Genomic DNA, 23,738 nt, shown 5'->3' on the forward strand with positions numbered 1-23,738 from the left:
CCTGGCCCATCGCAATCGTCACATCAAAGACTGCGCGACGTAATCGTCCGATCATGCGGCTGACGCATCGCGCAACTAGGGCGCGCCCGGGCCGGCGATAGATCGGCTGCGAGGAGCGGGTAGAAGCACCATCTCGCGCAGGAGCATATCATGAAGATCCTTCTCATCGCCGCCGCGCTCGCGGTTCCGGCCGTGCCGGCGTTTGCCCAGAACAGCGTGAAGGTTTCATACCGGTCCGGCGAGCTCGCCACTGCCACCGGCCGGGCGGCGCTGCATCGTCGCGTGAACCACGCCGCCGCCCGTGCCTGTGGCGACGATCGCGTTCCCGGCTCGATACTGCCCAGCCGTGCCGTCCGCGCCTGCCACAAGATCGCGGTCGAGGCCGCGCGCCCGCAGGTCGACCGCGCCATCGCGCTCGCCAATCGCGGCGCCGAAGTCGCGAGCCGCAATCGCTGATCCTTCGGCGCCCGCGTCATCGGGCGCGAACACAGGCCCGCGACACCAGAATGGGTCCGCCGCAGGGCCTGGCAAAGAAAGCGGGCCGGGAGTTGCCTCCCGGCCCGCATCGTCCTTCAAGGGCCCAAGCGCCTATTTGGACGCCTTGGCGGCTTCGGCCCTCTTGCCCTTCTTCGGCTTGGGCGCGGCCGGCGTGATCTGGAAGTTCAGCACGCCGTCCTTCAGCTTCACGTTCACCTCGCCGCCATGGACGAGCTTGCCGAACAGCAACTCCTCGGCCAGCGGCTGCTTGATCTTCTCCTGGATCAGACGGCTCATCGGGCGGGCGCCGTACAGCTTGTCATAGCCTTTCTCGGTGAGCCATGCCTTGGCCGGTTCGTCGAGCTGGATGTGGACGCCGCGATCCGCCAGCTGCAGCTCGAGCTGGAGGATGAACTTGTCCACCACCCGGCTGACCACCGCGGTGGGCAGGTAATCGAACGGCACGATCGCATCCAGGCGATTGCGGAATTCCGGCGTGAAGAGCTTCTTCACCGCCTCTTCCTGCACGTCGTCGCGACTGATCTCGCCGAAGCCGATCGACTCCCTGGTCATGTCCGATGCGCCGGCATTGGTGGTCATGATCAGGATCACGTTGCGGAAGTCGACCGTCTTGCCGTGGTGGTCGGTCAGCTTGCCGTTGTCCATCACCTGGAGGAGGATGTTGAACAGGTCCGGATGCGCTTTCTCGATCTCGTCGAGCAGGAGCACCGAGTGCGGCTGCTGGTCGACCGCGTCGGTGAGCAGGCCGCCCTGGTCATAGCCCACATAGCCCGGAGGCGCGCCGATCAGGCGGCTCACCGAGTGGCGCTCCATATATTCCGACATGTCGAACCGCTGGAGCGGAATGCCGAGCAGTTCGGCGAGCTGCTTCGCCACTTCGGTCTTGCCGACGCCGGTCGGGCCCGAGAAGAGATAGTTGCCGATCGGCTTGTCCGGATCGCGCAGGCCCGCGCGGCTCAGCTTGATCGCGGACGACAGCACCTCGATCGCCTTGTCCTGGCCGAACACGACTCGCTTCAGGTCGGTCTCCAGGTTCGCCAGCGTCTTGGTGTCGTCGGTCGACACGCTCTTTGGCGGGATGCGCGCCATGGTGGCGATCACGGCCTCGATTTCCTTGGGCGTGATCGTCTTCTTGCGCTTGGACGGCGGCACCAGCATCTGCATCGCGCCGACTTCGTCGATCACGTCGATCGCCTTGTCGGGCAGCTTGCGGTCGTTGATGTAGCGCGCGCTCAGCTCCACTGCCGACTTGATCGCGTCGGGGGTGTACTTGACGTGGTGATGCTCTTCGAACGCGGTGCGCAGCCCGGCGAGGATCTTGATCGTGTCCTCCACGGTCGGTTCGTTCACGTCGATCTTCTGGAAGCGCCGGAGCAGCGCCCGGTCCTTCTCGAAATGGTTGCGGAATTCCTTGTAGGTGGTCGAGCCGATGCAGCGGATCGAGCCCCCGGAGAGTGCGGGCTTGAGCAGGTTCGACGCGTCCATCGCGCCGCCGCTGGTGGCCCCGGCGCCGATCACCGTATGGATCTCGTCGATGAACAGCACCGCGTGGGGCAGCTTCTCCAGCTCGGTGACGACTTGCTTCAGCCGCTCCTCGAAATCGCCGCGATACCGGGTGCCGGCGAGCAGCGCGCCCATGTCGAGCGAATAGATCACCGCTTCCTTGAGCACCTCGGGCACTTCGCCCTCGACGATCTTGCGTGCCAGGCCTTCCGCGATCGCGGTCTTGCCTACGCCGGGATCGCCCACATAGAGCGGGTTGTTCTTCGAGCGGCGGCAGAGGATCTGCACGGTGCGGTCCACTTCGGCGGCGCGGCCGATCAGCGGATCGACCTTGCCGGCCTTGGCCTTTTCGTTGAGATCGACGGTGAACTGCTTGAGCGCGCTCTCGCCCTTGCCGGATTTGGTCTCCTGCTTGGCGGCCTTGTCCTCGTCGGCGGCACCCTTGGGCGTGGTCGCCTCGGTGCTGCCGGTGCCGCCCTTGCCGACGCCGTGCGAGATGTAGCTGACCGCGTCGAGGCGGCTCATGTCCTGCTGCTGGAGGAAATAGACGGCGTAGCTCTCGCGCTCGCTGAACAGGGCGACGAGCACGTTGGCGCCGGTCACTTCGTCGCGGCCCGAGGACTGGACGTGCAGGATGGCGCGCTGGACGACGCGCTGGAAGCCGCTGGTCGGCGACGGATCGGTGGCCTGGTCGACCTTGAGCGCCTCGAGCTCGGTGTCGAGATAGTGCGCCACGGTGTTCTTGAGCTCGCCCAGGTCGACGCCGCACGCGCTCATCACCTTGCTCGCATGCTCGTCGTCGACGAGCGCGAGGAGAAGATGCTCCAGCGTGGCATATTCGTGGCGCCGCGAGCTCGCAGCTTCGAGCGCCTTGTGAAGGGTCGATTCCAGGGCGGAGGCGAAACTAGGCATTCAGGTACAACTCCTGTGGGCCGGAAAGGATACGCGGCCCCTGTCTCCCCCTATGTCGGGAGGCATGGGCCCGGCATCAAGCGCAGCGGCCCCGCACCGGAGCGGATTGGCGTTTCGCCCCATCTCCGGTGCCGTCACGCTCATTTCTTAAATAGAGCGTCCGCGCTTGCGCGGTGGTTAAGGGCAAATGAAATTTTGTTTCGACTTCGCGCAATCTCGGCCTCGAGCAGCGCGATTCGCTCGTTAAGCTCCTCAACCGAAAGGGGATCGAGGTCCTGCTTCGCGAGCTGGACGACAAGGTCGTCCTTGCGACGCGGAAGATTTTCGTCGGCGTCCATGATGACCCAGCGTTGACCGGGGCCGGGCCGATGTCAATAAGACCCGCGGTTTCACCTGCGTTCGAAAGCGACGAGCCGATGGGTCTTCCGGAAACGATGCTGGCAATCGACCCCGAGGCGCCTGGCGGGCCCGAGATTCTCGTGCCGGTCTCGCGCCCCGTGCCGCGGCCGGGGCGGGGCGAGGTGCTGGTCAAGGTCGCCGCGGCGGGCGTGAACCGGCCCGAAGTGATGCAGCGCAAGGGGCTGTATCCGCCGCCGCCCGGCGCGTCCTCGATTCTCGGCATGGAGATTTCCGGCACCGTCGCGGCGGTGGGCGAGGAAGTGCCGCGCGAGCTTCTGGGCCAGCGCGTCTGCGCGCTGATCTCGGGCGGGGCCTATGCCGAATATGCGGTGGCGCCGCAGGGCCAGTGCCTGCCGGTGCCGCCCGCGCTCTCGATGGTCGAGGCCGCGGCGATGCCGGAGACGCTGTTCACTGTCTGGAGCAACGTCTTCGAGCGTGCCTATGCGACGGAGGGGGAGTGGATCCTCGTCCATGGCGGCACCAGCGGCATCGGCACGATGGCGATCCACCTCGCCAACCTGTTCGGGCTGACGATCATCGTCACCGCCGGATCCGACGAGAAGTGCGCGGCCGCGCGGCGGATCGGCGCCGATCACGCGATCAACTACAAGGCCGAGGATTTCGTCGCCCGGGCGATGGAGATCACGGCGGGCAGGGGTGTCGACATCGTGCTCGACATGGTCGGCGGCGACTATGTGCCGCGCAACCTCCAGTGCCTGGCGGAGGAGGGGCGCCATGTCTCCATCGCCGTGCAGGGCGGCATGCAGGCGACGATCCCGATCTTCGAGATCATGCGCAAGCGGCTGACGCTGACCGGGTCGACGCTGCGGCCGCGTCCCCCGGAGTTCAAGGCGCTTCTTGCCGACGAACTGCACCGTACGGTGTGGCCGCTCGTCGCCGAGGGCAGGCTGAAGCCGGTGATCGACACGGTGTTCCCGCTTGTCCGGGCAGCCGAGGCGCATGCCCGCATGGAAGCGGGCGGGCATGTCGGCAAGATCGTGCTGACGATCGACTGAGCCGGGCCGCAGGACGCGTTGAAACCGCACCGAATCTTCCGGTGGAGCAGTGCGCGGGCAGTATCCGATCATAAGCGCTGCTTGTGATTCGCATGGCGTATTCTATTGGACGCCACGTCCCGGCCGGTCCGAAGGGGCGGGCCGGTCAAGGGAGGACATGATGGCTGCGCTGGTGCTTCACGAATATGCCGCGTCGGGCAATTGCTACAAGATCCGGCTCACCGCCGCGCATCTGGGGCTGCCGCTCGAACGGCGCGAATATGACATCGTGAAAGGGGAGACGCGCACGCCGGCGTTCCTCGGCGAGGTCAATCCCAATGGTCGTATCCCGGTGCTTCAGGTCGGCGTCGACGATTTCCTGCCCGAGAGCAATGCCGCCTGCTTCTATCTGGCCGATGGCAGCGACCTGATTCCGCACGACCGGTTTGCGCGCGCCGACATGCTGCGCTGGCTGTTCTGGGAACAATATAACCACGAACCCAATGTCGCGACGCTGCGGTTCTGGCAGGTCTGGATCGGCCTGGACAATCTGAGCGAGGGGCAACGCGCGATGCTTCCGGCGAAGCGTGCGGCGGGCGAAGCGGCGCTCGCGTTGATGGACGAGCATCTGGAGAAGCGCGACTGGTTCGTGGCCGACCGGCTCACGCTCGCCGATATCGCGCTCTACGCCTATACGCATGTCGCCGAAACTGGCGGGTTCAGCCTCCGGCCCTATCCCGCAGTCCGCGCCTGGCTCGACCGGGTGGCGGCGCTGCCGCGGTACATTCCGATGGACGCTTGAAGCAGGCAAGCCGATCGAGTCGGGGGAAGCTATGAGATTATGCAGGTTTCTGTGACATCCGCGTGAAGTCGAAACGATTCGAAATGTAATATTCCGCGGCCATTTAGCCGAGCCAGGCAAGGGCATTTGCAGGGCTGGTTAAATGGCCACGATCACCAGGCTTCCGTTCGACGCGCAGCACGTCGCGGATTTTCATGCGTCGACGCCGTCGATCCCCGAAAGGGCGATCACGGAGCGCAAGCGCTATCGTTCGATCTGGATCTCGGACGTCCATCTCGGCACGCGCGGCTGCAATGCCGAGATGCTCATCGACTTTCTCGACCATGTCGACAGCGACGTGATGTACCTGGTGGGCGACATCATCGACGGCTGGGCGCTCAAGAAGCGCTTCTACTGGCCCGACGCGCACAACGACATCGTCTGGCGCGTGCTCAAGCGGGCCAAGCGCGGCACCGAGATCGTCTACATCCCGGGCAATCATGACGAGATGTTCCGCCAGTTCTCCGGGCTGAACTTCGGCGGCGTCCATATTCGCCGCCAGGCGATCCACACGACCGCCGACGGCCGTCGCCTGCTTGTCCTGCACGGCGATGAGTTCGACGCGATCACCATGTCGCACCGCTGGCTCGCCCATCTGGGCGACGCGGCCTATGAAATGATGATGGGCCTCAACCGGCTGGTGAACCGCGTCCGCCGCTGGCTCGACATGCCCTATTGGTCGCTGAGCAAATACGCCAAGGCTAAAGTGAAGAACGCAGTCGAGTTCATCTCGAAGTTCGAAGAGATCGTCGCGCACGAAGCCGGTGCGCGAGGAGTCGACGGCGTGATCGCCGGGCATATCCACACTGCCGAGATGCGCAACATCGAAGGCATCGCCTATTACAATGACGGCGATTGGGTGGAGGGTTGCACCGCGCTCGTTGAGCATTACGACGGTACCATGGAAATTCTCCATTGGGCTGAAGAGATGGCGAAGCGCGAAAGCGAAGCAGCGTCCGGGGTCAGACTGGCGGCTGCGTGACGGCAACGGAGGTCGGACCTGTGCGGATAGCTATCGTGACCGACGCCTGGGAGCCCCAGGTGAATGGAGTGGTGCGCACGCTGCAGTCGGTGCGCCGAGTGCTCGAGAAACAGGGGCATCTGGTCGAGGTGATCTCGCCGGATCTCTTCTATTCGCTGCCCTGCCCGACCTATCCGGAAATCCGCCTCGCGCTCGCCCGCGTCGCCAGCGTGGGCGCGATGCTCGAGGAATTCGGGCCGACCGCGATCCATCTCGCCACCGAAGGGCCGTTGTGCGTCGCGGCGCGGCGCTGGTGCATCCGGCACGAAATGCCTTTCACCACGGCCTATCATACGCAGTTCCCGGATTATGTTTCGGCGCGCTCGGGCGTGCCGTCGGAGTGGATCTGGCGCTACATCCGGTGGTTCCACGCCCCGAGCCAGGCGATCCTCGCTTCCACTCCCTCGATCCGCCAGTCGCTGACCGATCACGGGCTGTCCCATGTGAAGCATTGGGGACGCGGCGTGGATCTCGGCAATTTCCGTCCCGGCCTTGTTCCGCATCCGGCGATGAAGGATCTCGAAGGTCCGGTGCAGCTCTATGTCGGCCGGGTTGCGATCGAGAAGAATCTCGAGGCGTTCCTCAAGACCACCCATCCAGGCACCAAGGTGGTGGTGGGCGACGGGCCGGCGCGTGCCTCGCTCCAGGCGCGCTTTCCCGAAGCGAAGTTCCTCGGCCCGATGTTCGGCGCCGAGCTCGCCTCCGCCTATTCCGCGGCGGACGTGTTCGTCTTCCCGAGCAAGACCGACACGTTCGGGCTGGTGATGATCGAGGCGCTGGCCTGCGGCGTGCCGGTCGCCGGTTATCCGGTCACCGGGCCGATCGACGTGCTCACGCCCGAAACCGGGGCGATGGACGTCGATCTGACCAAGGCGATCGGCGAGGCGCTGACCAAGGACCGCGCGGCATGTGCGGCCTATGGCCGGACCTTCACCTGGGAAGCCAGCGCCCGCCAGTTCCTGAGCGCGCTCCACCCGATGCACGGGGAGCGGGTGGCGGCTTAGGTTGGCAACTCGAGCCAGCATCTGATTTCCCGTCGTCACCCCGGCCTTGAGCCGGGATCCCGCTTCTTCTTCTGCCCGCAAGGCAACGGGCCTCGAGCGCTAGGTTGAGGACCCATATAAATATTTGATTTGCATGGAGACAATGCTCCCACTTCGTCATCCCCGCAGAGGCGGGGATCCAGGGCCAAGGGTGGGGTGCGTGCGGCAGGCCCAGCCCTCTCCGGAGAGCGTTCGCGCGATGGCGTCGATGTCTCATACTACCCTGGATCCCCGCCTGCGCGGGGATGACAAGGTTTGCTGAACGAGGCTTCGCCCTAGGCCGGAATGACGAAGGAAGAATATGAGGTCCAACCTGGGTATGAGGTGCATCCCGGCCTTCGCTGCGACGGCGGAGATTGGCGATCGCGTCGAAGACTCTTTCCGCCCCCTTTTCCTTGCTCTTCGCTGCGCATAGCATTAAGTCGTCCCCGTTACAGGCCGCCCGTGATGGGCGGCCTCTTCTATTTCTGGAGACTGTAAGTGGCCCAGCCGCTGATGCCCCATGCGACCGCTTCCTGGCTGGTCGACAACACTTCGCTCTCGTTCGATCAGATCGCCGAGTTCTGTGGCCTGCACATCCTCGAGGTCCAGGCGATCGCCGACGATACCGCCGCGACCAAGCTCACCGGCCGCGATCCGGTCCGTGCGCACGAGCTGACGATGGACGAGATCGAGAAGGGCCAGAAGGACGCGAACTATGTCCTCAAGATGCTCAAGGGCCCCGAGCAGGTCCGCCGTACCAAGGGCCCGCGCTACACGCCGGTCTCCAAGCGCCAGGACAAGCCGGACGGCATCGCCTGGATCCTGCGCAACCATCCCGAGATCTCGGACGGTGCGATCGGCAAGCTGATCGGCACCACGCGCACCACGATCGCCGCGATCCGCGACCGCAGCCACTGGAACATCGCCAACATCGTGCCGAAGGACCCGGTCACGCTGGGCCTCACTTCCCAGCGCGAGCTCGACGCGATCGTCGCCAAGGCCGCCAAGGCCGCCGGCATCGAAGCGCAGGTGGATACGCGTCTTGAAGGCGACCGCGAGGCGCTGATCGAGCAGCTCCGCGCCGAGCGCCAGGCCGCGGCCCGCGACGCCGAGGCCGCCGGTGAAGACGCTCCGGCCGCTCCGATCGAGCATACCGCCGAGACGCTGTTCCGCAACAACAGCAGCAGCAACTGACGGTGAACCGGCCCGTAGAAACGGGGCCGGGCTAGGTTTCGTCCGGAAAGAGAGCGGCGTGGCGCGCGCGGATCCCGTCCCATAGCTCCGCCGCTTCCGGCACCTGCAATCCGAAACGCTGATCGAGCCGCTCGACCAGCGTCCGGGCATCGGGGAGCAGTTCCTGCGTTTCCCCTTCCGGCCCGCGCTCGGTCAGCACCCGCCCGCGTAGCGTCGTGTGGCGATCGCCGCGGCGCTGCAGGACCACGAGATTCTGGACAAAGGGTGATTCGGGCCGGGTCTGCAATTCGTCGCAGCGCCGCGCGAGCAATGCCTCGTCGGCAGGCGCGTCCCGAAAGTCGTAGCTGAACGGGTCGCCCGCGCCATAGCGCTCTTCGAACCGCCACCATCCTTCCGCTTCGCGCAGCGCGACGTCATAGGGTGCATGGTGCGCTTCCGTCGGCAACAGCGGCAGCGGCGCCGCCTGCATGCCCCCGAAGCCGACATCGACCAGCCAGGGCCGGCCCTCCAGCATGACGACCAATGCCAGATGGTTGCCCATCGCCTGTGCGCCGTGCACGTGCCGCATCACGCCCGCGCAGATCCGGCGCACTTCGAAACCCAGCGCTTCGAGCACGCGCCCGAACAGTCCGTTCTGCTCGAAGCACCAGCCGCCGCGCCGGTGCGTCACCAGCTTGGCAAAGATCGCGTCCGGCGCGATCGAAACCGGTCGCTTCAGCTGCACGTCGAGATTCTCGAAGGGAAAGGCCGCGAGATGCGCTTGCATCAGCGTGCTCAGTGTCGCGCGATCGGGCGTCAGCGGCCCGTCATGCCCGATTCGCGCGAAATAGGCCTGGATATCCATGCGCCGCCCTCTCGTGACGGGGCGACGCATGCCGGGCTCAGCCGTCGATGTCGAGCCCCAGCGCGACGCGGCCGGCCAATGCGAGTTGCGGCTCGCGCTGCAACGGGTGGAAGCGGGCGCCCTGCACCTCGCGAAAGGCGCGCTCCAGCCCGGCCTTGCGATAGAAGCTCGCGCCGCCGGCGACGTCCATTGCCCGGCTGACCGTGTCGATCGCCGCCGTGCCCAGCAAGGTGCGGCAGATCATCGCTCGGCTGGTCGTGTCCGGCCCCGGCTGGCCGCCGACGGCGATCGCGATCATCTCGCGCGTCGCCATGTCCGCCGCGGCATGGGCGTTCTCCATCTCGCCGACGCGCTGGAGCATATGCGCATCGGGCGTGCGGGTGCGGGCGATCTCCAGCGCGCGCCGCCGCGCTCCATCCGCCACGCCCATATAGGCCGAATAGATCGCGGCAAAGGCAATCATGCTGATCACGTGGAACAGCATGTGCCACTTGCCCTGCGGCCGCCGCCCGGCGACCGCCGCGTCGGCCAGGAACACGCCGTCGAGCACCAGGTCGTGCGAGCCGGTGCCGCGCATGCCCAGCACGTGCCAGGCATCGGCGATGGCGACGCCGTCCGCATTCAGGGGCACGCCGAAATGGAGCACGGTCGGCCCCGCCTCGGGATCGTCGTACACCGCGCTGGTCATCAGCAGATGGCCCATCTCGCAGCCGCTGGAGAAGGGCTTGCGCGCAGTGATGCGGAAGCCGCCCTCCACCTTCTCGGCGGTGCCGGCGCTCTCCAGCCAGTCCGATCCCCCGCTCGAGACGAGGATCAGGTCCTCGGCCGCCACTCGGCGGAGCAGCCCTTCGGTCGGCGCGTCCTGATGGCGCAGGCGCCACGCCGCCGCGGCGACCAGATGAGTGTGCATGGAGAAGGCGAGCGCGGTCGATCCGCAGGCCGCGCCCAGCACGCGGATCGCGCCGCAGATATCGGCGAGATCCGCGCCTCCACCCCCCAGCGCCTCCGGCACTAGCGCCTTGAAGAATCCCGCTGCCCTGAGCCGCGCATAGCCTTCGGCCACGAAGCTCTCCTCGGCGTCGTGGCGATCGGCGTGCGCCTCGATTTCCGCCGCGATCACCCTGGCGTCGGCGATCCAGTCCCGCGTCTCCGTCTTGCCTTGCATCGTCATTCCTCTCTTCGGCGATTGGTCGCGTCGCCAATCACCCATCTTGGGGAACCCACTCCAGTTCAGAAACTGAACTTGCCCGGTACAGAGTCTGAACTAATGTGCCTGCACGTTCGTGAAGGATCGGGGATGACGCAAGGGAGCTACAAGCAATTCTGTCCCGTCGCGATGGCGGCGGAGATATTGTGCACGCGCTGGACGGTAGTGCTGCTGCGCGAGCTGTTCGCGGGATCGACGCGGTTCAACGACCTGCGCCGCGGCGTGCCGCGCATGTCGCCCGCACTGCTCTCGCAGCGGCTCAAGGAGCTGGAATGCGCCGGCATCGTCGCGCGCGAGGCGGGCGGGGCCGATTATCGGCTCACCGAGGCGGGGCGCGAGCTCGGGCCGGTGATCGAAGCGTTCGGCATCTGGGGGCAGCGCTGGGTGGAGTATGACCTGTCGCTCCAGCACCTCGATGCGCAGCTGCTGATGTGGGACATGCGCCGTCACCTCGACCCCACGCCGCTGCCCCCGAGGCGCAACGTGATCCAGTTCCGCTTTCCCGAGCAGCCCGATCCGCGCCGCCGTTACTGGCTGGTGGTGGATCCGCAGGCGGGGGTCGATCTGTGCTCGATCGATCCCGGGCACGACGTCGATCTGTTCGTCTCTTCGGATCTGCGCACCATGACGGCGATCTGGATGGGATATGAGACCGTGCGGGATGCGCTCGATCGCGAGGCGCTGCTGCTCACCGGCGCGCCCGGCATCGCCGCGCAGATGCAGCGCTGGCTCGGCCTCAGCCCCTTTGCCCGCCATGCCCGGCAGGATCGCCTCGCGGCATGACGGCGGCGGACGGGGCGTGTAGCCTCGCAGCCGCGACTCGGCGTGCCGGGGCGCCATCCGAAGCCGTGGAGGGATCCCGTGTGTGACGAGCTGACCGCCGCCGACAATGCGCACTTCCTGATGACACGCCGCGAATTCGGTGCGGGAGCGACCGCCGCGGGCGTCGCGGCGCTGTTGCCGATGCCTGCCAAAGCAGCCGAGATCGCGGGGCGCGACACCCTCATCGCCACGCCGGACGGCAGCTGCGACGCCTATTTCGTCGCGCCTGCGACCGGCCGGCATCCTGCCGTGATCGTGTGGCCGGACATTTTCGGGTTGCGGCCCGCTTTCCGCCAGATGGCCGATCGGCTCGCCCGCTCGGGCTATGCGGTGCTCACCGTCAACCAGTTCTACCGCTCGACCAAATCGCCCTTCGTCACGCTCGGCCAGGGCTTCGACGACGCGCTTCGGGCCAAGGTCGGCCCCTGGCGCCAGCTGCTCACGCCGGACGCGACCACGCGCGACGCGAAGGCCTTTGTCGCCTGGGTCGACCGGCAGAAGGAAGTTGATGCCAAGCGCGGCATCGGCAGCACCGGCTATTGCATGGGCGGCCCGATGGTCATGTACACGGCCGCCGCGGTGCCGGCGCGCGTCCGTGGCGGCGCGACCTTCCATGGCGGCGGGCTGGCGGCCGACGGCATGATCGCGCTGGTGCCGCAGATGAAGGCGCGCTGGCTGATCGCCATCGCCGAGAATGACGATGCCCGGTCGCCGGAGGACAAGGACAAGCTCAAGGCCGCCTTTGCCGCGAGCGACCAGCCGGCGGAGATCGAAGTCTACAAGGGCACGATGCACGGCTGGTGCCCGCCGGACAGCCAGGTCTACAATGCCGACCAGGCCAATCGGGCATGGGAACGCCTGCTCGGCACCTTTGCCGCGCTCTGACCGGCGCTTGACGCGATCGACGATTCTGTTCACTTTATGTTCGATTGATTCGGAGGGAAGCCATGGCGGACGAGCTGATCTTCTACACCCATCCCCAGTCTCGCGGGCGCATCGTCCGCTGGGCGCTGGAAGAGGTTGGCGCATCTTATGATACGCAGCTCGTCGAATATGGCACGACCATGAAGGGCGAGGATTATCTCGGCATCAATCCCATGGGGAAGGTGCCGGCAATCGTCCATGGCGGCCGCGTCGTCACTGAGTGCGCGGCGATCTGCGCCTATCTGGCCGAAGCCTTTCCGGCGGCGGGCCTCGCGCCCGTTGCGGACGAGCGCGCCGATTATTATCGCTGGCTTTTCTTCGCCGCCGGCCCGGTCGAGCAGGCGGTGACCAACCATGCCGCGCAGTTCGTCCCCCGCCCCGAGCAGGGCCGCATGTTCGGCTATGGCAATTACGAACTGACGGTGGACGTGCTGGAAAGGGCCGTCTCCGCGCATCCGTATATTGCGGGCGACCGCTTCACTGCGGCGGATATCTATGTCGGCTCCGCGGTCGGTTGGGGCACGATGTTCGGCACGCTGCCCAAGCGCGAGGCGTTCCTGGAATATTTCGGCCGGCTGAGCAGCCGCGAGGCCTATCAGCGCGCCTCGGCCAAGGACGATGCGCTGGCGGCGGAGTTGCAGCCGGCGGCCTGAACGCCGCTACGCGCTCACAGCTTGTAGAAGCGCACGGCGTTGTCGTGCAGTATGTCCTGCTTCTGCGCTTCGGTCAGGAAGGCCGCGCTCTCGATCCCCTCGATGGCAAGGCCGATCGCGTCGGGCCAGTACATATGGTCGGATCCGAACATGATGCGCTTGGAGAAGCCCGAGTCCACGAAGCTTCGCAAATAGGCGTGAAAGGCCGGGCGCGGCAGCAGCCAGTCGATCGCGCCGGTGTCGATGTTCACGTTCGGATAGAGCATCAGCATCGCGATCGTGTCGTCGAGATAGGGCCAGCCGCCATGCATGATGTTGAGGCGCAGCTTGGGATGGCGGTTGAGCGCTTCCTCGACCAGTTCGGGATTGCCGAAGCGTGCCCGCGCAGCGGTGCAGCAGGGATCGAAGCTCGTCCCCGCGGGCATGGTGCCGGTGTGGAGCGCGACCGGCACGTCGAATTCTTCGGCCAGCGCGAGATAGGGGTCGTATTTGGGGTCGCTGAGCGACAGCCCGGCATATTGCGACGTCACTTCGCCCAGCACCTTTAGCCTGCCGTCGGCAAAGGCCTTGCGGAGCACCTCGAGCGGCGGCAGCGGCGTATCTTCCGAGCCGCGAATGCCGGCGCCGGCGACGAAGCGGCCGGGGTCGCGGTCATGCCAGTCGATCGCTGCCTGGAGCCGGTCGCCATCGCCGCCGCTCACTACGCCCTTCACGACATTGTGCTTCTTCATCTCGGCGATGCACGCGGCGAGATGGTCGGTGCCGGTCCGGATCGGGCTCTTGAAGCCCGAGATCGGATTGGTGACCGGGGCGGGAAGCTGCATCGTCGCCGGATAGGCATGCATATGGACGTCGATAATCGCGCGCCCGATCGCGGGAGCGGCCATCGCGCCCGGCAAAAGGGCACAGGCGGCCCCGGCGCCGCCCAGCTTCAGAACTTCCCTGCGGCCGATGGGCATGACGATCCTCCCTGAAGGCTCGGTTCGTGCCGTCGCCTGGTCCCTGGATCGCAGTCCGAAGGTGCGGTTGTCCATGTCGTTCGTCCCGCCGCCGGCGCGTTCGTCACAATGTCGCGGCATTTGAGCGTTCGGCGCGCTGAAGGTCGCTTCTAGCGCTGCTGCAGGATCAGCGTGTTGCCGCTGGGATCGTCGATATAGAATTCGCGCGTGCCCCAGCTCTGGTCGATCGGCTCCGCATGCACGGGGGAATCGGGCCGGGTCGGTATGGCCAGGCCCCGCGCGCGGTAGGTGGCAAGCAGCGCGTCGATATCGCTGCAGACCAGGATCGCCGTGGCGGGCCCCTGCGGGATACCGCCCGAGCGCAGCGAGAGGTGCAATTCGTCCGGCCCCCCGATCAGGACCAGGTAGAAGGGATCCGCTTCGGGAAGCCGCGCCGCGATCTTGAAGTCGAGCACTTCGGTGTGGAACGCGATCGCCTCGCGCATGTCGCGAACGGTTAGCGTCGGGATCAGCATCGCGCCTGCTCCGGATTCAGTCCGCGCAAGCTCTCATACGCGCCGGCCGATTGCTATCCTCGCCGTTCCAGCCTCTCCATCCGCGCGGGCAGCTCGGCCGTCACGGCGTCGCGATCGGCCTGGTCGGTGATGCCCCAGCGAGCGATCTCGTCAAGCGTGCGGCCGCAGCCGATGCACCAGCCGGTGGCCGCGTCCATCACGCAGATGCTGACGCAGGGACTCTCGACGATGGGTACATATTCGATCATCGGGCCCAGCGCACCAGTAAGCCGGCCAGCAGGAACGGCAGCCGGTCGAGTGCGCACCCGCCGATCCGCGGAGCGATCTGCCGGGCCGGCGCCGCGCCGGGCAGCATCGCCGCCGTCAGTGCCGGCGCCAGCCCGGCACACCGGATCATTCGGCGAGCGTGTAGTTCAGGAAGTCCGGGATCGGGCCGTTCCAGCCCTCGTCCGGACCGTCGTCGCGCTCGTCGCGGCGGCGGCCGCGTTCGCGGCGCGGCTGATCGTCGCGCGTTTCGCGCCGGGGCGCTTCGCGGCGGGCTTCATCGCGCTTCGGCTCGGCCTCGCGCTTCGGCTCGGCCTTCGCGGCGCGGCTCCGGCCGCCCTGCTCGCCACCCTTGTCCTCGTCGCTCTTGCGCTTGCGGCCGCGCGGCGCTTCCTCGCGCTCGTCCTCTGCCGACGGGGCGGGCGCGCTCCGCAGCTTCACCCGGTCGATCTTCTGGCCGGTGAGCTTCTCGATCTGCGCGATATTCTCGGCGTCTTCCTTGGTCACCAGCGTATAGGCGGTGCCCTTGGCGCCGGCGCGGCCGGTGCGGCCGATGCGGTGGACATAATCGTCCGGATGCCAGGGCGCGTCGAAATTATAGACGTGGCTCACGCCCTTGATGTCGAGCCCGCGCGCGGCGACGTCCGAGGCGACGAGGATGTTCACATCGCCCTTCTTGAACCGGTCGAGCTCGGCAAGGCGGGCCGGCTGGTCCATGTCGCCATGGATCTCGGCCGAACGGAAGCCGTGGCGCTGCAGGCTCTTGTTGAGCTCGCGCACCGTGGTCTTGCGGTTGCAGAAGATGATGCCGGTCTGGACGTTCTCGGCCTCGAGCAGCGCGCGCAGCGTCTCGCGCTTCTTCATCGTCGTGGTTTCGATGAGATACTGCGTGATGTTGGTGTTGGTCGTCGCCGGGCGGGCGACTTCCACGCGCTTGGGATCGTTGAGGAACTTGTCCGCCAGCTTCTTGATCACCGGCGGCATCGTCGCCGAGAAGAGCAGGGTTTGCCGTTCCTTGGGCAGCTTGGTGCAGATCTCCTCGATATCGGGGATGAACCCCATGTCGAGCATCCGGTCCGCCTCGTCGATCACCAGCAGGTTGCAGCCGTTGAGCAGGATCTTGCCGCGGCCGAACAGGTCCATCAGCCGGCCCGGCGTGGCGATCAGCACGTCCACGCCCTTTTCCAGCGCCTTCACCTGGTCGCCCATCTGCACGCCGCCGATCAGCAGGGCCATGGAGAGCTTGTGATGGGTGCCGTATTTCTCGAAATTCTCGGCGACCTGCGCGGCAAGCTCGCGCGTTGGCTCGAGGATGAGCGATCGCGGCATCAGCGCGCGGGTGCGCCCTTCGCCGAGGATGTCGATCATCGGGAGGACGAAGGCGGCTGTCTTGCCCGTGCCCGTCTGGGCGATGCCGATCAGGTCCTTGCCCATCAGCACGGGGGGGATCGACTGCTGCTGAATCGGCGTGGGCTCGGTATAGCCCGCATCGGTCACTGCGCGCAGAAGTTCGTCAGAAAGGCCGAGATCGGCAAAGCTCATGCAATTTTCCGGAAAATCGGCGTGGCAAAACCCACGCGCGAAGTCTGCACGCGCTTGCGGATTTGTCGGGGAAAGTCAAGCGTAGAGGCGTTCAGCGTGCCAGTTCGAGCGTCCTGAAGTCCTCGACGTCGCACGAACGGCCTGCGCGCGTGCGGATCGAATCGCGTCCGGCGCAGATCTTCTGGTCCTTGTTCGTCTTCACGTAGAACCCGTTGTAGAAGCCCAGCGCCTGGCATTTGCGCCCCAGCTTGGCGCGCAGCAGCGAGCCGTCACGCAGCACCAGGTCGACGCTGTCCTGCGTGTTGACGCCGGCGAAGCCCGAGATGTCGCGGACCTTCACGCAGTCCTTGGCCTTTTTCTCGATCACGCGCGGCGCACGGCGCACCACGATGGTGGCGCTGCTGGTGATGGTGACGCGCGGCACCTGGATCGTCACGCGCTCCTGCTGCTCCTGCTGCTGTTGCAGTGCGATGGTAACCGCTTTCCAGTCAGGCGCGCCCGCAGGCGCCGCGGCGGGCGCGGCGACGAGGAGCAGCAGGCTGGATGCGACCAGGAACGGATTCGGCATTTCGCGTTGGTTATGTACGTTGCAGGTTTGAACAGTGGATGAACTGGCACCCCGCGTGCTAGCCCAAAAATACCATGACACCAGCCCAGCAGCAGCTCGTCGATACCATCCTGGAACGCTTCGGCCCCAAGACGGTGACCACCGATCCCCACGAGATCGAGCCCTGGGAGTCGGATTGGCGCGGTCGCTATCATGGCAGCGCGCCGGCGCTTCTCTCTCCCGGATCGACGGAGGAAGTCGCCGCGATCATCCGCCTCGCCGGCGAACTGGGCGTGAAGATCGTGCCCCAGGGCGGCAACACCGGCATGGTCGGCGGGGCGACGCCGCCCGCGGACGGTTCGGCGCTGCTCCTTTCCACCCGGCGGATGAACCGGATCCGCTCGGTCGATACCGCCGGCAACCTCGCGGTGGTCGAGGCCGGGGTGATTCTCGCCAATTTCCACGACGCCATGGCCGAGCACGGCCGCCGCTTCCCGCTCACCTTGGGCGCCAAGGGCAGCGCGACGATCGGCGGGCTGGTCTCCACCAACGCCGGCGGCACCCAGGTGCTGCGCTTCGGCAACATGCGCCACCTCGTCGCGGGGGTGGAGGCAGTGCTGCCCGACGGTTCGATCCATGACGGGCTCGTTCCGCTCAAGAAGGACAATCGCGGCTATGATCTCACTCAGCTGCTGATCGGCGCGGAAGGGACGATCGGCATCGTCACTGCCGCCACGCTGCGCCTTTATCCGGCGATTCTCGATCGGGCCGCGGCCTGGGTCGGCGTCGCCGATCCCGAGGACGCGCTCAAGATCCTGCGCATGATGGAGGCGCGCACCACCACGATCGAGAGCTTCGAGATCATCCCGGGCGAGATACTGGGCCATGTCCTCCATCACATTCCCGGCACCCGCTCGCCGCTGGCGGGTGAGCATGCCTGGCACGTGCTGATCGAATCGGTGGCGACCGAACCGGGCGCCGAGCCGCCGGCCGCGCTGCTGGAGCGCCTTCTCGTCCCGGTGTTCGAGGCCGGGCTGGCCGAGGACGCGGTGATCTCGACGAGCGAGGCGCAGGTCGAGGCCTTCTGGCACATCCGCGATTCGATCTCGGAGGCCGAGCGCGCGCTCGGCCCGGCGATGCAGCACGACATCTCGGTGCCCGTCGACAAGATGCCGCGCTTCATGATCGCGGCCGCGGCCGAGGCCGAGCGGCGCTTCCCCGGCACGCGCGCCACCGCCTTCGGGCATCTGGGCGACGGCAACGTCCATTTCCATGTCCGCGCACCGCAGGGCGCCGATCGCGACGCCTGGTATGCCGGCGACGGCCCCGCGGTGAGTCGTCTCGTCTACGACATGGTGGTGGCGGAGGGGGGATCGATCTCCGCCGAACACGGCATCGGCCAGATGAAACGCGCCGAACTCGAGCGTTTGAGCCCGCCGTCGCGTATCGCGGTACTGAAAGCGATCAAATCGGCTCTGGATCCCCATGGAATCCTGAATCCCGGCAAGCTCGTAGCGCTTGCGCCCGACGCTCGCACCCCATAGACCCTCGGCTCGGGATTCCAGACATCAGCATTTTTAGTTCCCAGGAGATTTAGGATGGCTTCCGCCCCGCAGCAGTCGCTGCCTCTGTTCTACAATGAGCTTGAGCCGCTCTCGAGCCAGCAGCACGCCGATTTCAAGATTCGCGCCGCCGACAAGGCGCCGTTCCTCGCCAAGCAGCACGCGGTGCCGGTCACCGTGGAGGAATTCCCGCTGGTGCAGCGCTTCATGCCGATCGTCTTCTCGCAGGGCGAGGAGCCGGTGCCGCTGGCGCTGATGGGCCTGAACGAGGGCATCAACACCTTCTTCGACGAGGATGGTTCGCTCAACGAGACGAATTTCTACGTCCCGGCCTATGTCCGCCGCTATCCCTATCTGCTGGCGCGCCTGCGCCCGGACAGCGACGAGCTGTCGCTCTGCTTCGATCCGACTTCGGACTCGGTCGGCGCGTTCGACGAGGGCGAGGCCCTGTTCGTCGACGGCCAGCCGAGCGACACCACCAAGAACATCCTGCAGTTCAACGAGCAGTTCGAGCAGGCCGGCGCCCGCACGGGCCAGTTCATGCAGGAGCTCAAGGAGCTCGACCTGCTGATCGACGGCGAAGTGACGATCCAGCCGGACGGCGCGGCCCAACCCTTCGTCTATCGTGGCTTCATGATGGTCGACGAGAACAAGCTCAACGAGATGCGCGGCGATCAGCTGCGCAAGATCGTGCAGAACGGCATGCTGCCGCTCATCTACGCGCATCTCTTCTCGCTGGGCCTGATGCGCGACATCTTCGGCCGCCAGCTGCGCCAGGGCAAGATGCCCGAGCCGCAGCTCGTCCAGCCGACCGCCTGAACATGATCGAGCGCGGCGATCGATACAGCCGGGGAGCGATCGCCTTCCACTGGGTGATCGCCGCGCTCGTCCTCTTCAACCTGATCGTCGGCCTGTTCCACGACGCGATGCCGCGGGCGTGGGGCGTGATGCCGATCCACAAGTCGCTGGGCATCGCCGTGCTGGTGCTCACGCTCGGCCGTATCGGCTGGCGCCTTACCCACAGGCCGCCGCATCTGCCGGAATTGCTGCCGGCCTGGGAAAAGGCGACCGCGCATACGGTCCACTTCATCCTATACGCGCTGCTGCTGATCCTGCCGCTCAGCGGCTGGCTGCTCTCCTCAAACCCCGAACGGCCGCGCCCGATCAACTGGTTCGGGCTGTTCGAGATTCCCGTGCTGCCCGCCACGCCCGGCATCGCGCACAATGCGCACGAGGCACATGAACTGCTCGGCTATCTGATGGCGGCGCTGGTCGCAATCCACATCGCCGCGGCGTTGCGCCACCATCTCATCCTGCGTGACCAGGTGCTGGCGCGCATGCTTCCGGGGCGTCGCCGGCGCGGTTGATCGCGCGTTGAAAACGGTTTCCCGCGACCCCTTGAACTATCCGGGCTCTCACCTATATTCCTCTTGTACGGCATCGTGTCCCCCCTTTCGCGACGCCGTATGGCACGCCCTCGGGCGTGTCTCCTCCCTGAACCTTGGCCACCTCGTGGGTAACCACGAGGTGGTTTTTTATCGCCAGGGGCCGATGGGCATTGGCGCTAGAGCCAGCGCTGGGCCTTGAGCTCCGCCAGCCGCCGCCGCGCGACCGGGACTTCCAGCCCGTTGACCAGGCGCAGCCGGAGCTGGCGTCCACCGCCTTCGATCCGGTCGATCGCGGCGCGGGCGATCCACCAGGACCGGTGGACCTGCGCGCCGTCGATGCAGCGGACGTCGCGCACCGCGTCCGACATCCGCATCAGCAGCAGCGCTTCGCCCTGCGGCGTGTAGACCCGCACATAATGGTCCTCCATCCGCAGCGCCTGGACATCGCGCCCCAGATGGCGTGGCAGCCGCGCGGCCAGCATCTCGCCGATCCCGGCATCGTCGCCTTGGCGCGCGGGCGCGGGCGCCTCCGTCAGGCGCGCGCGTACCAGGCCGAGCCCGCCGATCGCGAGCACGGCGATGACGAGGATCTGGAGATAGGTTTCGAGGAACTCCCCGCCGCGCGGCAAGCGGCGGCTCGGGTCGATCTCCGGCCCGAAATACCAGAGCCATAGCGTCATGGGCAGCGTGACCGCCCCTATCGCGATGGCCCAGGCGGCCGGCAGGCCGATCCCATGCCGGCGGGCGAGACGCTCGGCGAGCCACAGCGCCGGTCGATACAGGACATAGCCGGCAGCCAGCGTCCGCAGCCAATAGGCGAGCCGGTCGCTCCAGGGCCCAAGCCCATAGGTGCCGAAGGGGCCGGTGATGCCGAGGACGAGAATCACCAGCCCGATCAATGCCGCTTCCGCAAGAATGACGGGCGATGCCGGCCGGGCGCGGTCCGTTGGCGCTTCGCGAGCGGTCATCCGTGCGCCCGGCCGTCCGTTCGCGACATCCACTGGCCCATTCCCGCATTCCCCCTAGCTGCGTGCCCGCGGATTCCTATCGCCCCCGCTGCAATGCGAACAGGGAAAGATGACGCAATGTCCACCGCTGCAGCCAAGGATGCTCCCCCCGCGCGCCGATGGCCGCGCCTGCTGCTCTGGCCGGCCGCGCTGGCCGCACTGAGCCTCACCGTCGGCAACCATGCGCTGGGTTTCGCCGCCTGGGCGGGGCCGCTGCTGCTGCTCGCCTTCACGCGACAGGGCGCACGATGGCCGGTGCTCGCGATGGGAGCGCTCGCGATGGTCTGCGCGCAGGCGATTGGCTGGCGGGGAGTGTTGCCGCTTCCGGCCGACGCCTATCTCGCCACGACGGCGGGTGCTGGGCTCGCCCTCTTCCTGCCCTATGCGATCGACCGGCTGGCCGGGGGGCAGCTGGACGGTGTCGGGCGCCTGCTGCTCTTTCCCAGCGCCTGGGTGGTCGCCGAGTATCTGGTGACTCGGGCCGGGCAGGGAAGCTGGGGCGCGATCGCCTATGCTCATCTCGATTCGCCGGCGCTGTTGCAGCTTGCCGCCGTCACCGGCCTGTCCGGCATCGCGTTCCTGAACGGCGTCGTCGCGACGGCGTCGCTGGCATTGTGGGAGCGCCGGCTTGCACCCGCGGCGCTCGTCCCGGCCGGGCTTGTCCTGGGCGGCCTGGCCGTTGTGATGATCGCCGGCACCCTGCGCCTCGCCGCTGCGCCGCAGGGCGCCACGGTTCGCATCGCCGGCATCGTGGCCGACAATCTCGATGCGTTTCGCAGCAGCTGGGGGCCGCTGATGCGGGGCAAGGGGCTGGACGCCGCCATGGCCGAGCGCGCGCGCCCCGCCGTCCGGCGGCTGCACGAGGCCCTGTTCGACGCGTCTCGGCGGGAGGCGCGCGCCGGTGCGCGGCTGATCGTCTGGAGTGAGGCGAATGCGTTGGTCCTGGCGGACGAACAGCCGGCCTTCCTCGCGGCTGCTCGCGCTCTGGCGGCGGGGGAGCGCATCCATCTCTTCCTCGGCATGGCGGTGATCACGCCTGGACGCTCCCTTGCGGAGAACAAGCTCGTCGTGATCGACCCCGCGGGCCGGGTGCGCGCCAGCTATCGCAAGAGCCATCCCACGCCCAGCGAGGCGTCGATTCGCGGATCCGGCAAGCTGGGGTGGATCGATACGCCGTACGGCCGGATCGCCTGGGCGATCTGCTATGATCTCGATTATCCCGAACTCGTCATGCAGGCCGGGCGGGCCGGCGCCGATCTGCTGATCGCGCCGGCCTGGGACGATGCCGGTATGACTCCGCTCCACGCCCGCATGGCGGCACTGCGTGCGATCGAGAGTGGCGCCGCCCTGTTCCGCCCGGCCAATGGCGGCCTCAGCCTGGCGAGCGACGGGCGCGGCGTCGTGCTCGCCCAGGCGATGACCGCGCGGGGCGGCGTGCTGGTCGCCAACCTGCCCATCCGCCGGTTCGGTGCGCTCTATCCGGTGCTGGGCGACTGGGTGCCCGCCTTGGCCGCGATCTTCCTGCTCGGGCTCGCCGCGCGGCGCTACTCCGCCGCGATCGCGCCCGGCAGCGCCTCGTCCGCCACGGCGTCGATCAGGTCGCGCAACAGCCGCACCGCGACCTTCAGTCCCGGGCCCGGTGCGTCGAGTGCCGAATCGAGATAGAGTGCGCGGTCGAACTCAAGCTGGATCGCGTGCACGCCGCGGCGCGGATCACCGTGGCGCTCCAATATGTGCCCGCCCGAATAGGGCGTGTTGGCGGCGGTGCGGATGCCGTGCGCGCGTGCCACGCCTTCGATCCTCCCAAGGAAACGTGCTGCGGCCGCCTTGCCGAACCGGTCTCCCGGCACGAGGCGCGCCGCCGTTGCCGGGCTGCCCAGCGGCGGCATCGAGTGTACGTCGAGCAACACCGCCACGCCGAAGCGCGCCCGTGCGGATGCCAATGCGGCGGCGATTGCGTCATGCCAGGGGCGGTGATCGGCCAGGATGCGCTGCTGCACTTCGTCGGCGCTCAGCCGGCGCTGCCAGATGTCGCCCGCGCTGCTCACCCGCCGCGGCACCAGGCCCAGCCCGGAGCGGAGCTTGGCGGAGAGCGGTGCGCCATGCGTCCAGGCGCCGTCGTCGAGCCGCGGGTCGCGCTCATGCTCGGCGCGGTTGAGGTCGATCCAGGCGCGCGCCCGGGTGGCTACGAACAGTGTCTCGTCGCGCCGGGCGGCGAGGGCGATCGCGTCGGCATGGCGGTCCTCCAGCCCCTTCAATGCCGCCAGCGGCACGCGCAGCGCTGCGCGCAGCGCGTCCGGATAGTCGCGCCCGGCATGCGGCACGGACAGGATCACCGGGCTTCGCGGTTCGGCGGGGCCATGGCGGACGAAGGATTCTCCGGTCACGACGTCATGACTATGCCTGCCATCGCACTGCCGCAATGGCGTGGAATGGTATAGGGGCGGAAAATCTTAAGGGCTTCGGGTATAGGAAGGGGCCTGTCGATTTCGAGTGGGGGAACATGATCCGGATATTGCTGGCCGAGGATGACCGTGTGATGCGGGAATATCTTACCCGGGCGCTGGAGCGTTCGGGCTATGCGGTCAGCGCGGTCGATCGCGGCACCGCGGCGGTGCCGCTGCTCGAGAGCGAGCGGTTCGACCTGCTGCTCACCGATATCGTGATGCCCGAGATGGATGGCATCGAACTGGCGCAGAAGGCGAGCGAGATCGCGCCGGACATGCGGGTGATGTTCATCACCGGCTTCGCGGCGGTCACGCTCAAGGCGGGCAAGCAGGTCCCCCAGGCACGCGTGCTCTCCAAGCCTTTCCACCTGCGCGACCTGGTGCTCGAGGTGGACCGGCTGTTCGAAGCGGAGAATGCCGGGTTCAATTGACATTTGCGATTCTGGCAGCGCCGGCCGGGCGTCGCAAAAACTGAAAAGCGCGCTTGCACGGGCTGATGTTGCCCGCTAAAGGCCCGCTTCCCGTTTCGGCCGAGAGGCCCATGGGCGCGTAGCTCAGTGGTAGAGCACTGTGTTGACATCGCAGGGGTCGCAAGTTCAATCCTTGCCGCGCCCACCATATAGAAAAGCCGCCAGGTCATCGATCTGGCGGCTTTTTTGATGCGCCGCG

Annotated in this window: 25 protein-coding genes, 1 tRNA gene and 1 pseudogene; 15 read left to right on the forward strand and 12 right to left on the reverse strand. The window is 67.0% G+C overall.

What is annotated here, in order from left to right:
• The first annotated feature begins 150 nt into the window (after window positions 1-150).
• Complete coding sequence (locus FFS08_RS07305; protein WP_137861385.1) at window positions 151-456, forward strand: UrcA family protein; 306 nt, start codon at window positions 151-153, stop codon at window positions 454-456.
• Between the two features lie 132 nt (window positions 457-588).
• On the opposite strand, the gene clpA is transcribed toward FFS08_RS07305, so the two are convergent.
• Together clpA and FFS08_RS07315 are read right to left on the reverse strand one after the other, a co-directional pair.
• On the reverse strand, window positions 589-2,913 hold the full coding sequence (gene clpA, locus FFS08_RS07310) for an ATP-dependent Clp protease ATP-binding subunit ClpA (protein WP_137861386.1): 2,325 nt from the start codon (window positions 2,911-2,913) through the stop codon (window positions 589-591).
• Window positions 2,914-3,053: 140 nt separating this feature from the next.
• The gene (locus FFS08_RS07315) at window positions 3,054-3,251 is read right to left on the reverse strand and encodes a DUF1192 domain-containing protein (RefSeq protein WP_137861387.1); all 198 of its coding nucleotides are present in this window, start codon (window positions 3,249-3,251) and stop codon (window positions 3,054-3,056) included.
• A 78-nt stretch (window positions 3,252-3,329) separates the two neighbouring features.
• On the opposite strand from FFS08_RS07315, the gene FFS08_RS07320 reads away from it, so the two are divergent.
• From FFS08_RS07320 to FFS08_RS07340, 5 genes are all read left to right on the forward strand, one after another.
• Window positions 3,330-4,328: an NAD(P)H-quinone oxidoreductase gene (locus FFS08_RS07320; RefSeq protein ID WP_249340971.1), complete on the forward strand. Its 999-nt coding sequence runs from the start codon at window positions 3,330-3,332 to the stop codon at window positions 4,326-4,328.
• Between the two features lie 157 nt (window positions 4,329-4,485).
• Entirely contained in the window at window positions 4,486-5,109 is a 624-nt protein-coding gene (locus tag FFS08_RS07325; protein ID WP_171012509.1) for a glutathione S-transferase family protein, read from the forward strand.
• A gap of 142 nt (window positions 5,110-5,251) precedes the next feature.
• Window positions 5,252-6,130: a UDP-2,3-diacylglucosamine diphosphatase gene (locus FFS08_RS07330; RefSeq protein ID WP_137861389.1), complete on the forward strand. Its 879-nt coding sequence runs from the start codon at window positions 5,252-5,254 to the stop codon at window positions 6,128-6,130.
• 20 nt (window positions 6,131-6,150) lie between these two features.
• A complete protein-coding gene (locus tag FFS08_RS07335; RefSeq protein ID WP_137861390.1) occupies window positions 6,151-7,173 on the forward strand; it encodes a glycosyltransferase family 4 protein in 1,023 nt (340 codons plus the stop codon).
• 519 nt (window positions 7,174-7,692) lie between these two features.
• The gene (locus FFS08_RS07340) at window positions 7,693-8,388 is read left to right on the forward strand and encodes a DUF1013 domain-containing protein (protein ID WP_137861391.1); all 696 of its coding nucleotides are present in this window, start codon (window positions 7,693-7,695) and stop codon (window positions 8,386-8,388) included.
• A 31-nt stretch (window positions 8,389-8,419) separates the two neighbouring features.
• Here the strand turns inward: FFS08_RS07340 and FFS08_RS07345 are convergent, their stop codons facing one another.
• On the reverse strand, window positions 8,420-9,232 hold the full coding sequence (locus tag FFS08_RS07345) for an arylamine N-acetyltransferase family protein (RefSeq protein ID WP_171012510.1): 813 nt from the start codon (window positions 9,230-9,232) through the stop codon (window positions 8,420-8,422).
• Window positions 9,233-9,269: 37 nt separating this feature from the next.
• Complete coding sequence (locus tag FFS08_RS07350; RefSeq protein WP_171012511.1) at window positions 9,270-10,397, reverse strand: acyl-CoA dehydrogenase family protein; 1,128 nt, start codon at window positions 10,395-10,397, stop codon at window positions 9,270-9,272.
• A gap of 132 nt (window positions 10,398-10,529) precedes the next feature.
• Here FFS08_RS07350 and FFS08_RS07355 point away from each other — a divergent pair, with 132 nt between their 5' ends.
• The 3 genes from FFS08_RS07355 to FFS08_RS07365 all read left to right on the forward strand — a co-directional run bounded on the left by FFS08_RS07355 (window position 10,530) and on the right by FFS08_RS07365 (window position 12,838).
• Window positions 10,530-11,222 (forward strand): winged helix-turn-helix transcriptional regulator, encoded by a 693-nt coding sequence (locus tag FFS08_RS07355; protein ID WP_137861394.1) that lies wholly within the window; start codon window positions 10,530-10,532, stop codon window positions 11,220-11,222.
• Window positions 11,223-11,300: 78 nt separating this feature from the next.
• Window positions 11,301-12,146 (forward strand): dienelactone hydrolase family protein, encoded by an 846-nt coding sequence (locus tag FFS08_RS07360; RefSeq protein ID WP_137861395.1) that lies wholly within the window; start codon window positions 11,301-11,303, stop codon window positions 12,144-12,146.
• 62 nt (window positions 12,147-12,208) lie between these two features.
• Complete coding sequence (locus FFS08_RS07365) at window positions 12,209-12,838, forward strand: glutathione S-transferase family protein (RefSeq protein WP_137861396.1); 630 nt, start codon at window positions 12,209-12,211, stop codon at window positions 12,836-12,838.
• Between the two features lie 14 nt (window positions 12,839-12,852).
• Here the strand turns inward: FFS08_RS07365 and FFS08_RS07370 are convergent, their stop codons facing one another.
• From FFS08_RS07370 to FFS08_RS07390, 6 genes are all read right to left on the reverse strand, one after another.
• Complete coding sequence (locus FFS08_RS07370; RefSeq protein WP_171012512.1) at window positions 12,853-13,797, reverse strand: amidohydrolase family protein; 945 nt, start codon at window positions 13,795-13,797, stop codon at window positions 12,853-12,855.
• A gap of 149 nt (window positions 13,798-13,946) precedes the next feature.
• Window positions 13,947-14,312 (reverse strand): VOC family protein, encoded by a 366-nt coding sequence (locus FFS08_RS07375; RefSeq protein ID WP_137861398.1) that lies wholly within the window; start codon window positions 14,310-14,312, stop codon window positions 13,947-13,949.
• 53 nt (window positions 14,313-14,365) lie between these two features.
• Window positions 14,366-14,560 carry a DUF1289 domain-containing protein gene (locus tag FFS08_RS07380; protein WP_137861399.1) on the reverse strand — a complete coding sequence of 65 codons (195 nt, stop codon included), beginning with the start codon at window positions 14,558-14,560 and terminating at the stop codon, window positions 14,366-14,368.
• Window positions 14,557-14,709, reverse strand: coding sequence for a hypothetical protein (locus tag FFS08_RS23410; protein ID WP_171012513.1), 153 nt, complete (start codon window positions 14,707-14,709; stop codon window positions 14,557-14,559). Before FFS08_RS23410 ends, FFS08_RS07380 begins: the two co-directional genes overlap by 4 nt.
• The gene (locus tag FFS08_RS07385; RefSeq protein WP_137861400.1) at window positions 14,706-16,118 is read right to left on the reverse strand and encodes a DEAD/DEAH box helicase; all 1,413 of its coding nucleotides are present in this window, start codon (window positions 16,116-16,118) and stop codon (window positions 14,706-14,708) included. Before FFS08_RS07385 ends, FFS08_RS23410 begins: the two co-directional genes overlap by 4 nt.
• 91 nt (window positions 16,119-16,209) lie before the next feature.
• The gene (locus tag FFS08_RS07390) at window positions 16,210-16,686 is read right to left on the reverse strand and encodes a hypothetical protein (RefSeq protein WP_137861401.1); all 477 of its coding nucleotides are present in this window, start codon (window positions 16,684-16,686) and stop codon (window positions 16,210-16,212) included.
• Window positions 16,687-16,760: 74 nt separating this feature from the next.
• On the opposite strand from FFS08_RS07390, the gene FFS08_RS07395 reads away from it, so the two are divergent.
• Genes FFS08_RS07395 through FFS08_RS07405 form a run of 3 tightly spaced genes read left to right on the forward strand, consistent with a single transcriptional unit; the run spans window position 16,761 to window position 19,594 of the window.
• Window positions 16,761-18,209, forward strand: coding sequence for an FAD-binding oxidoreductase (locus FFS08_RS07395; RefSeq protein ID WP_137861402.1), 1,449 nt, complete (start codon window positions 16,761-16,763; stop codon window positions 18,207-18,209).
• Between the two features lie 54 nt (window positions 18,210-18,263).
• Window positions 18,264-19,046: a SapC family protein gene (locus tag FFS08_RS07400; RefSeq protein ID WP_137861403.1), complete on the forward strand. Its 783-nt coding sequence runs from the start codon at window positions 18,264-18,266 to the stop codon at window positions 19,044-19,046.
• Window positions 19,047-19,048: 2 nt separating this feature from the next.
• A complete protein-coding gene (locus FFS08_RS07405; protein WP_137861404.1) occupies window positions 19,049-19,594 on the forward strand; it encodes a cytochrome b in 546 nt (181 codons plus the stop codon).
• Window positions 19,595-19,791: 197 nt separating this feature from the next.
• On the opposite strand, the gene FFS08_RS07410 is transcribed toward FFS08_RS07405, so the two are convergent.
• Entirely contained in the window at window positions 19,792-20,583 is a 792-nt protein-coding gene (locus FFS08_RS07410; RefSeq protein WP_137861405.1) for a LytTR family DNA-binding domain-containing protein, read from the reverse strand.
• Between the two features lie 117 nt (window positions 20,584-20,700).
• On the opposite strand from FFS08_RS07410, the pseudogene FFS08_RS23995 reads away from it, so the two are divergent.
• Window positions 20,701-22,074: pseudogene (locus tag FFS08_RS23995) on the forward strand (nitrilase-related carbon-nitrogen hydrolase); the annotation flags it as partial.
• A gap of 92 nt (window positions 22,075-22,166) precedes the next feature.
• Here FFS08_RS23995 and FFS08_RS07420 read toward each other — a convergent pair.
• Window positions 22,167-23,009: an N-formylglutamate amidohydrolase gene (locus FFS08_RS07420; RefSeq protein ID WP_249340972.1), complete on the reverse strand. Its 843-nt coding sequence runs from the start codon at window positions 23,007-23,009 to the stop codon at window positions 22,167-22,169.
• 116 nt (window positions 23,010-23,125) lie between these two features.
• Here FFS08_RS07420 and cpdR point away from each other — a divergent pair, with 116 nt between their 5' ends.
• A complete protein-coding gene (gene cpdR / locus FFS08_RS07425; RefSeq protein ID WP_137861407.1) occupies window positions 23,126-23,500 on the forward strand; it encodes a cell cycle two-component system response regulator CpdR in 375 nt (124 codons plus the stop codon).
• 112 nt (window positions 23,501-23,612) lie between these two features.
• Window positions 23,613-23,687, forward strand: a tRNA-Val gene (locus FFS08_RS07430).
• Window positions 23,688-23,738 lie beyond the last annotated feature (51 nt).

Source organism: Sphingomonas sp. 1F27F7B (genome assembly GCF_005503355.1).
GTDB lineage: Bacteria > Pseudomonadota > Alphaproteobacteria > Sphingomonadales > Sphingomonadaceae > Sphingomonas.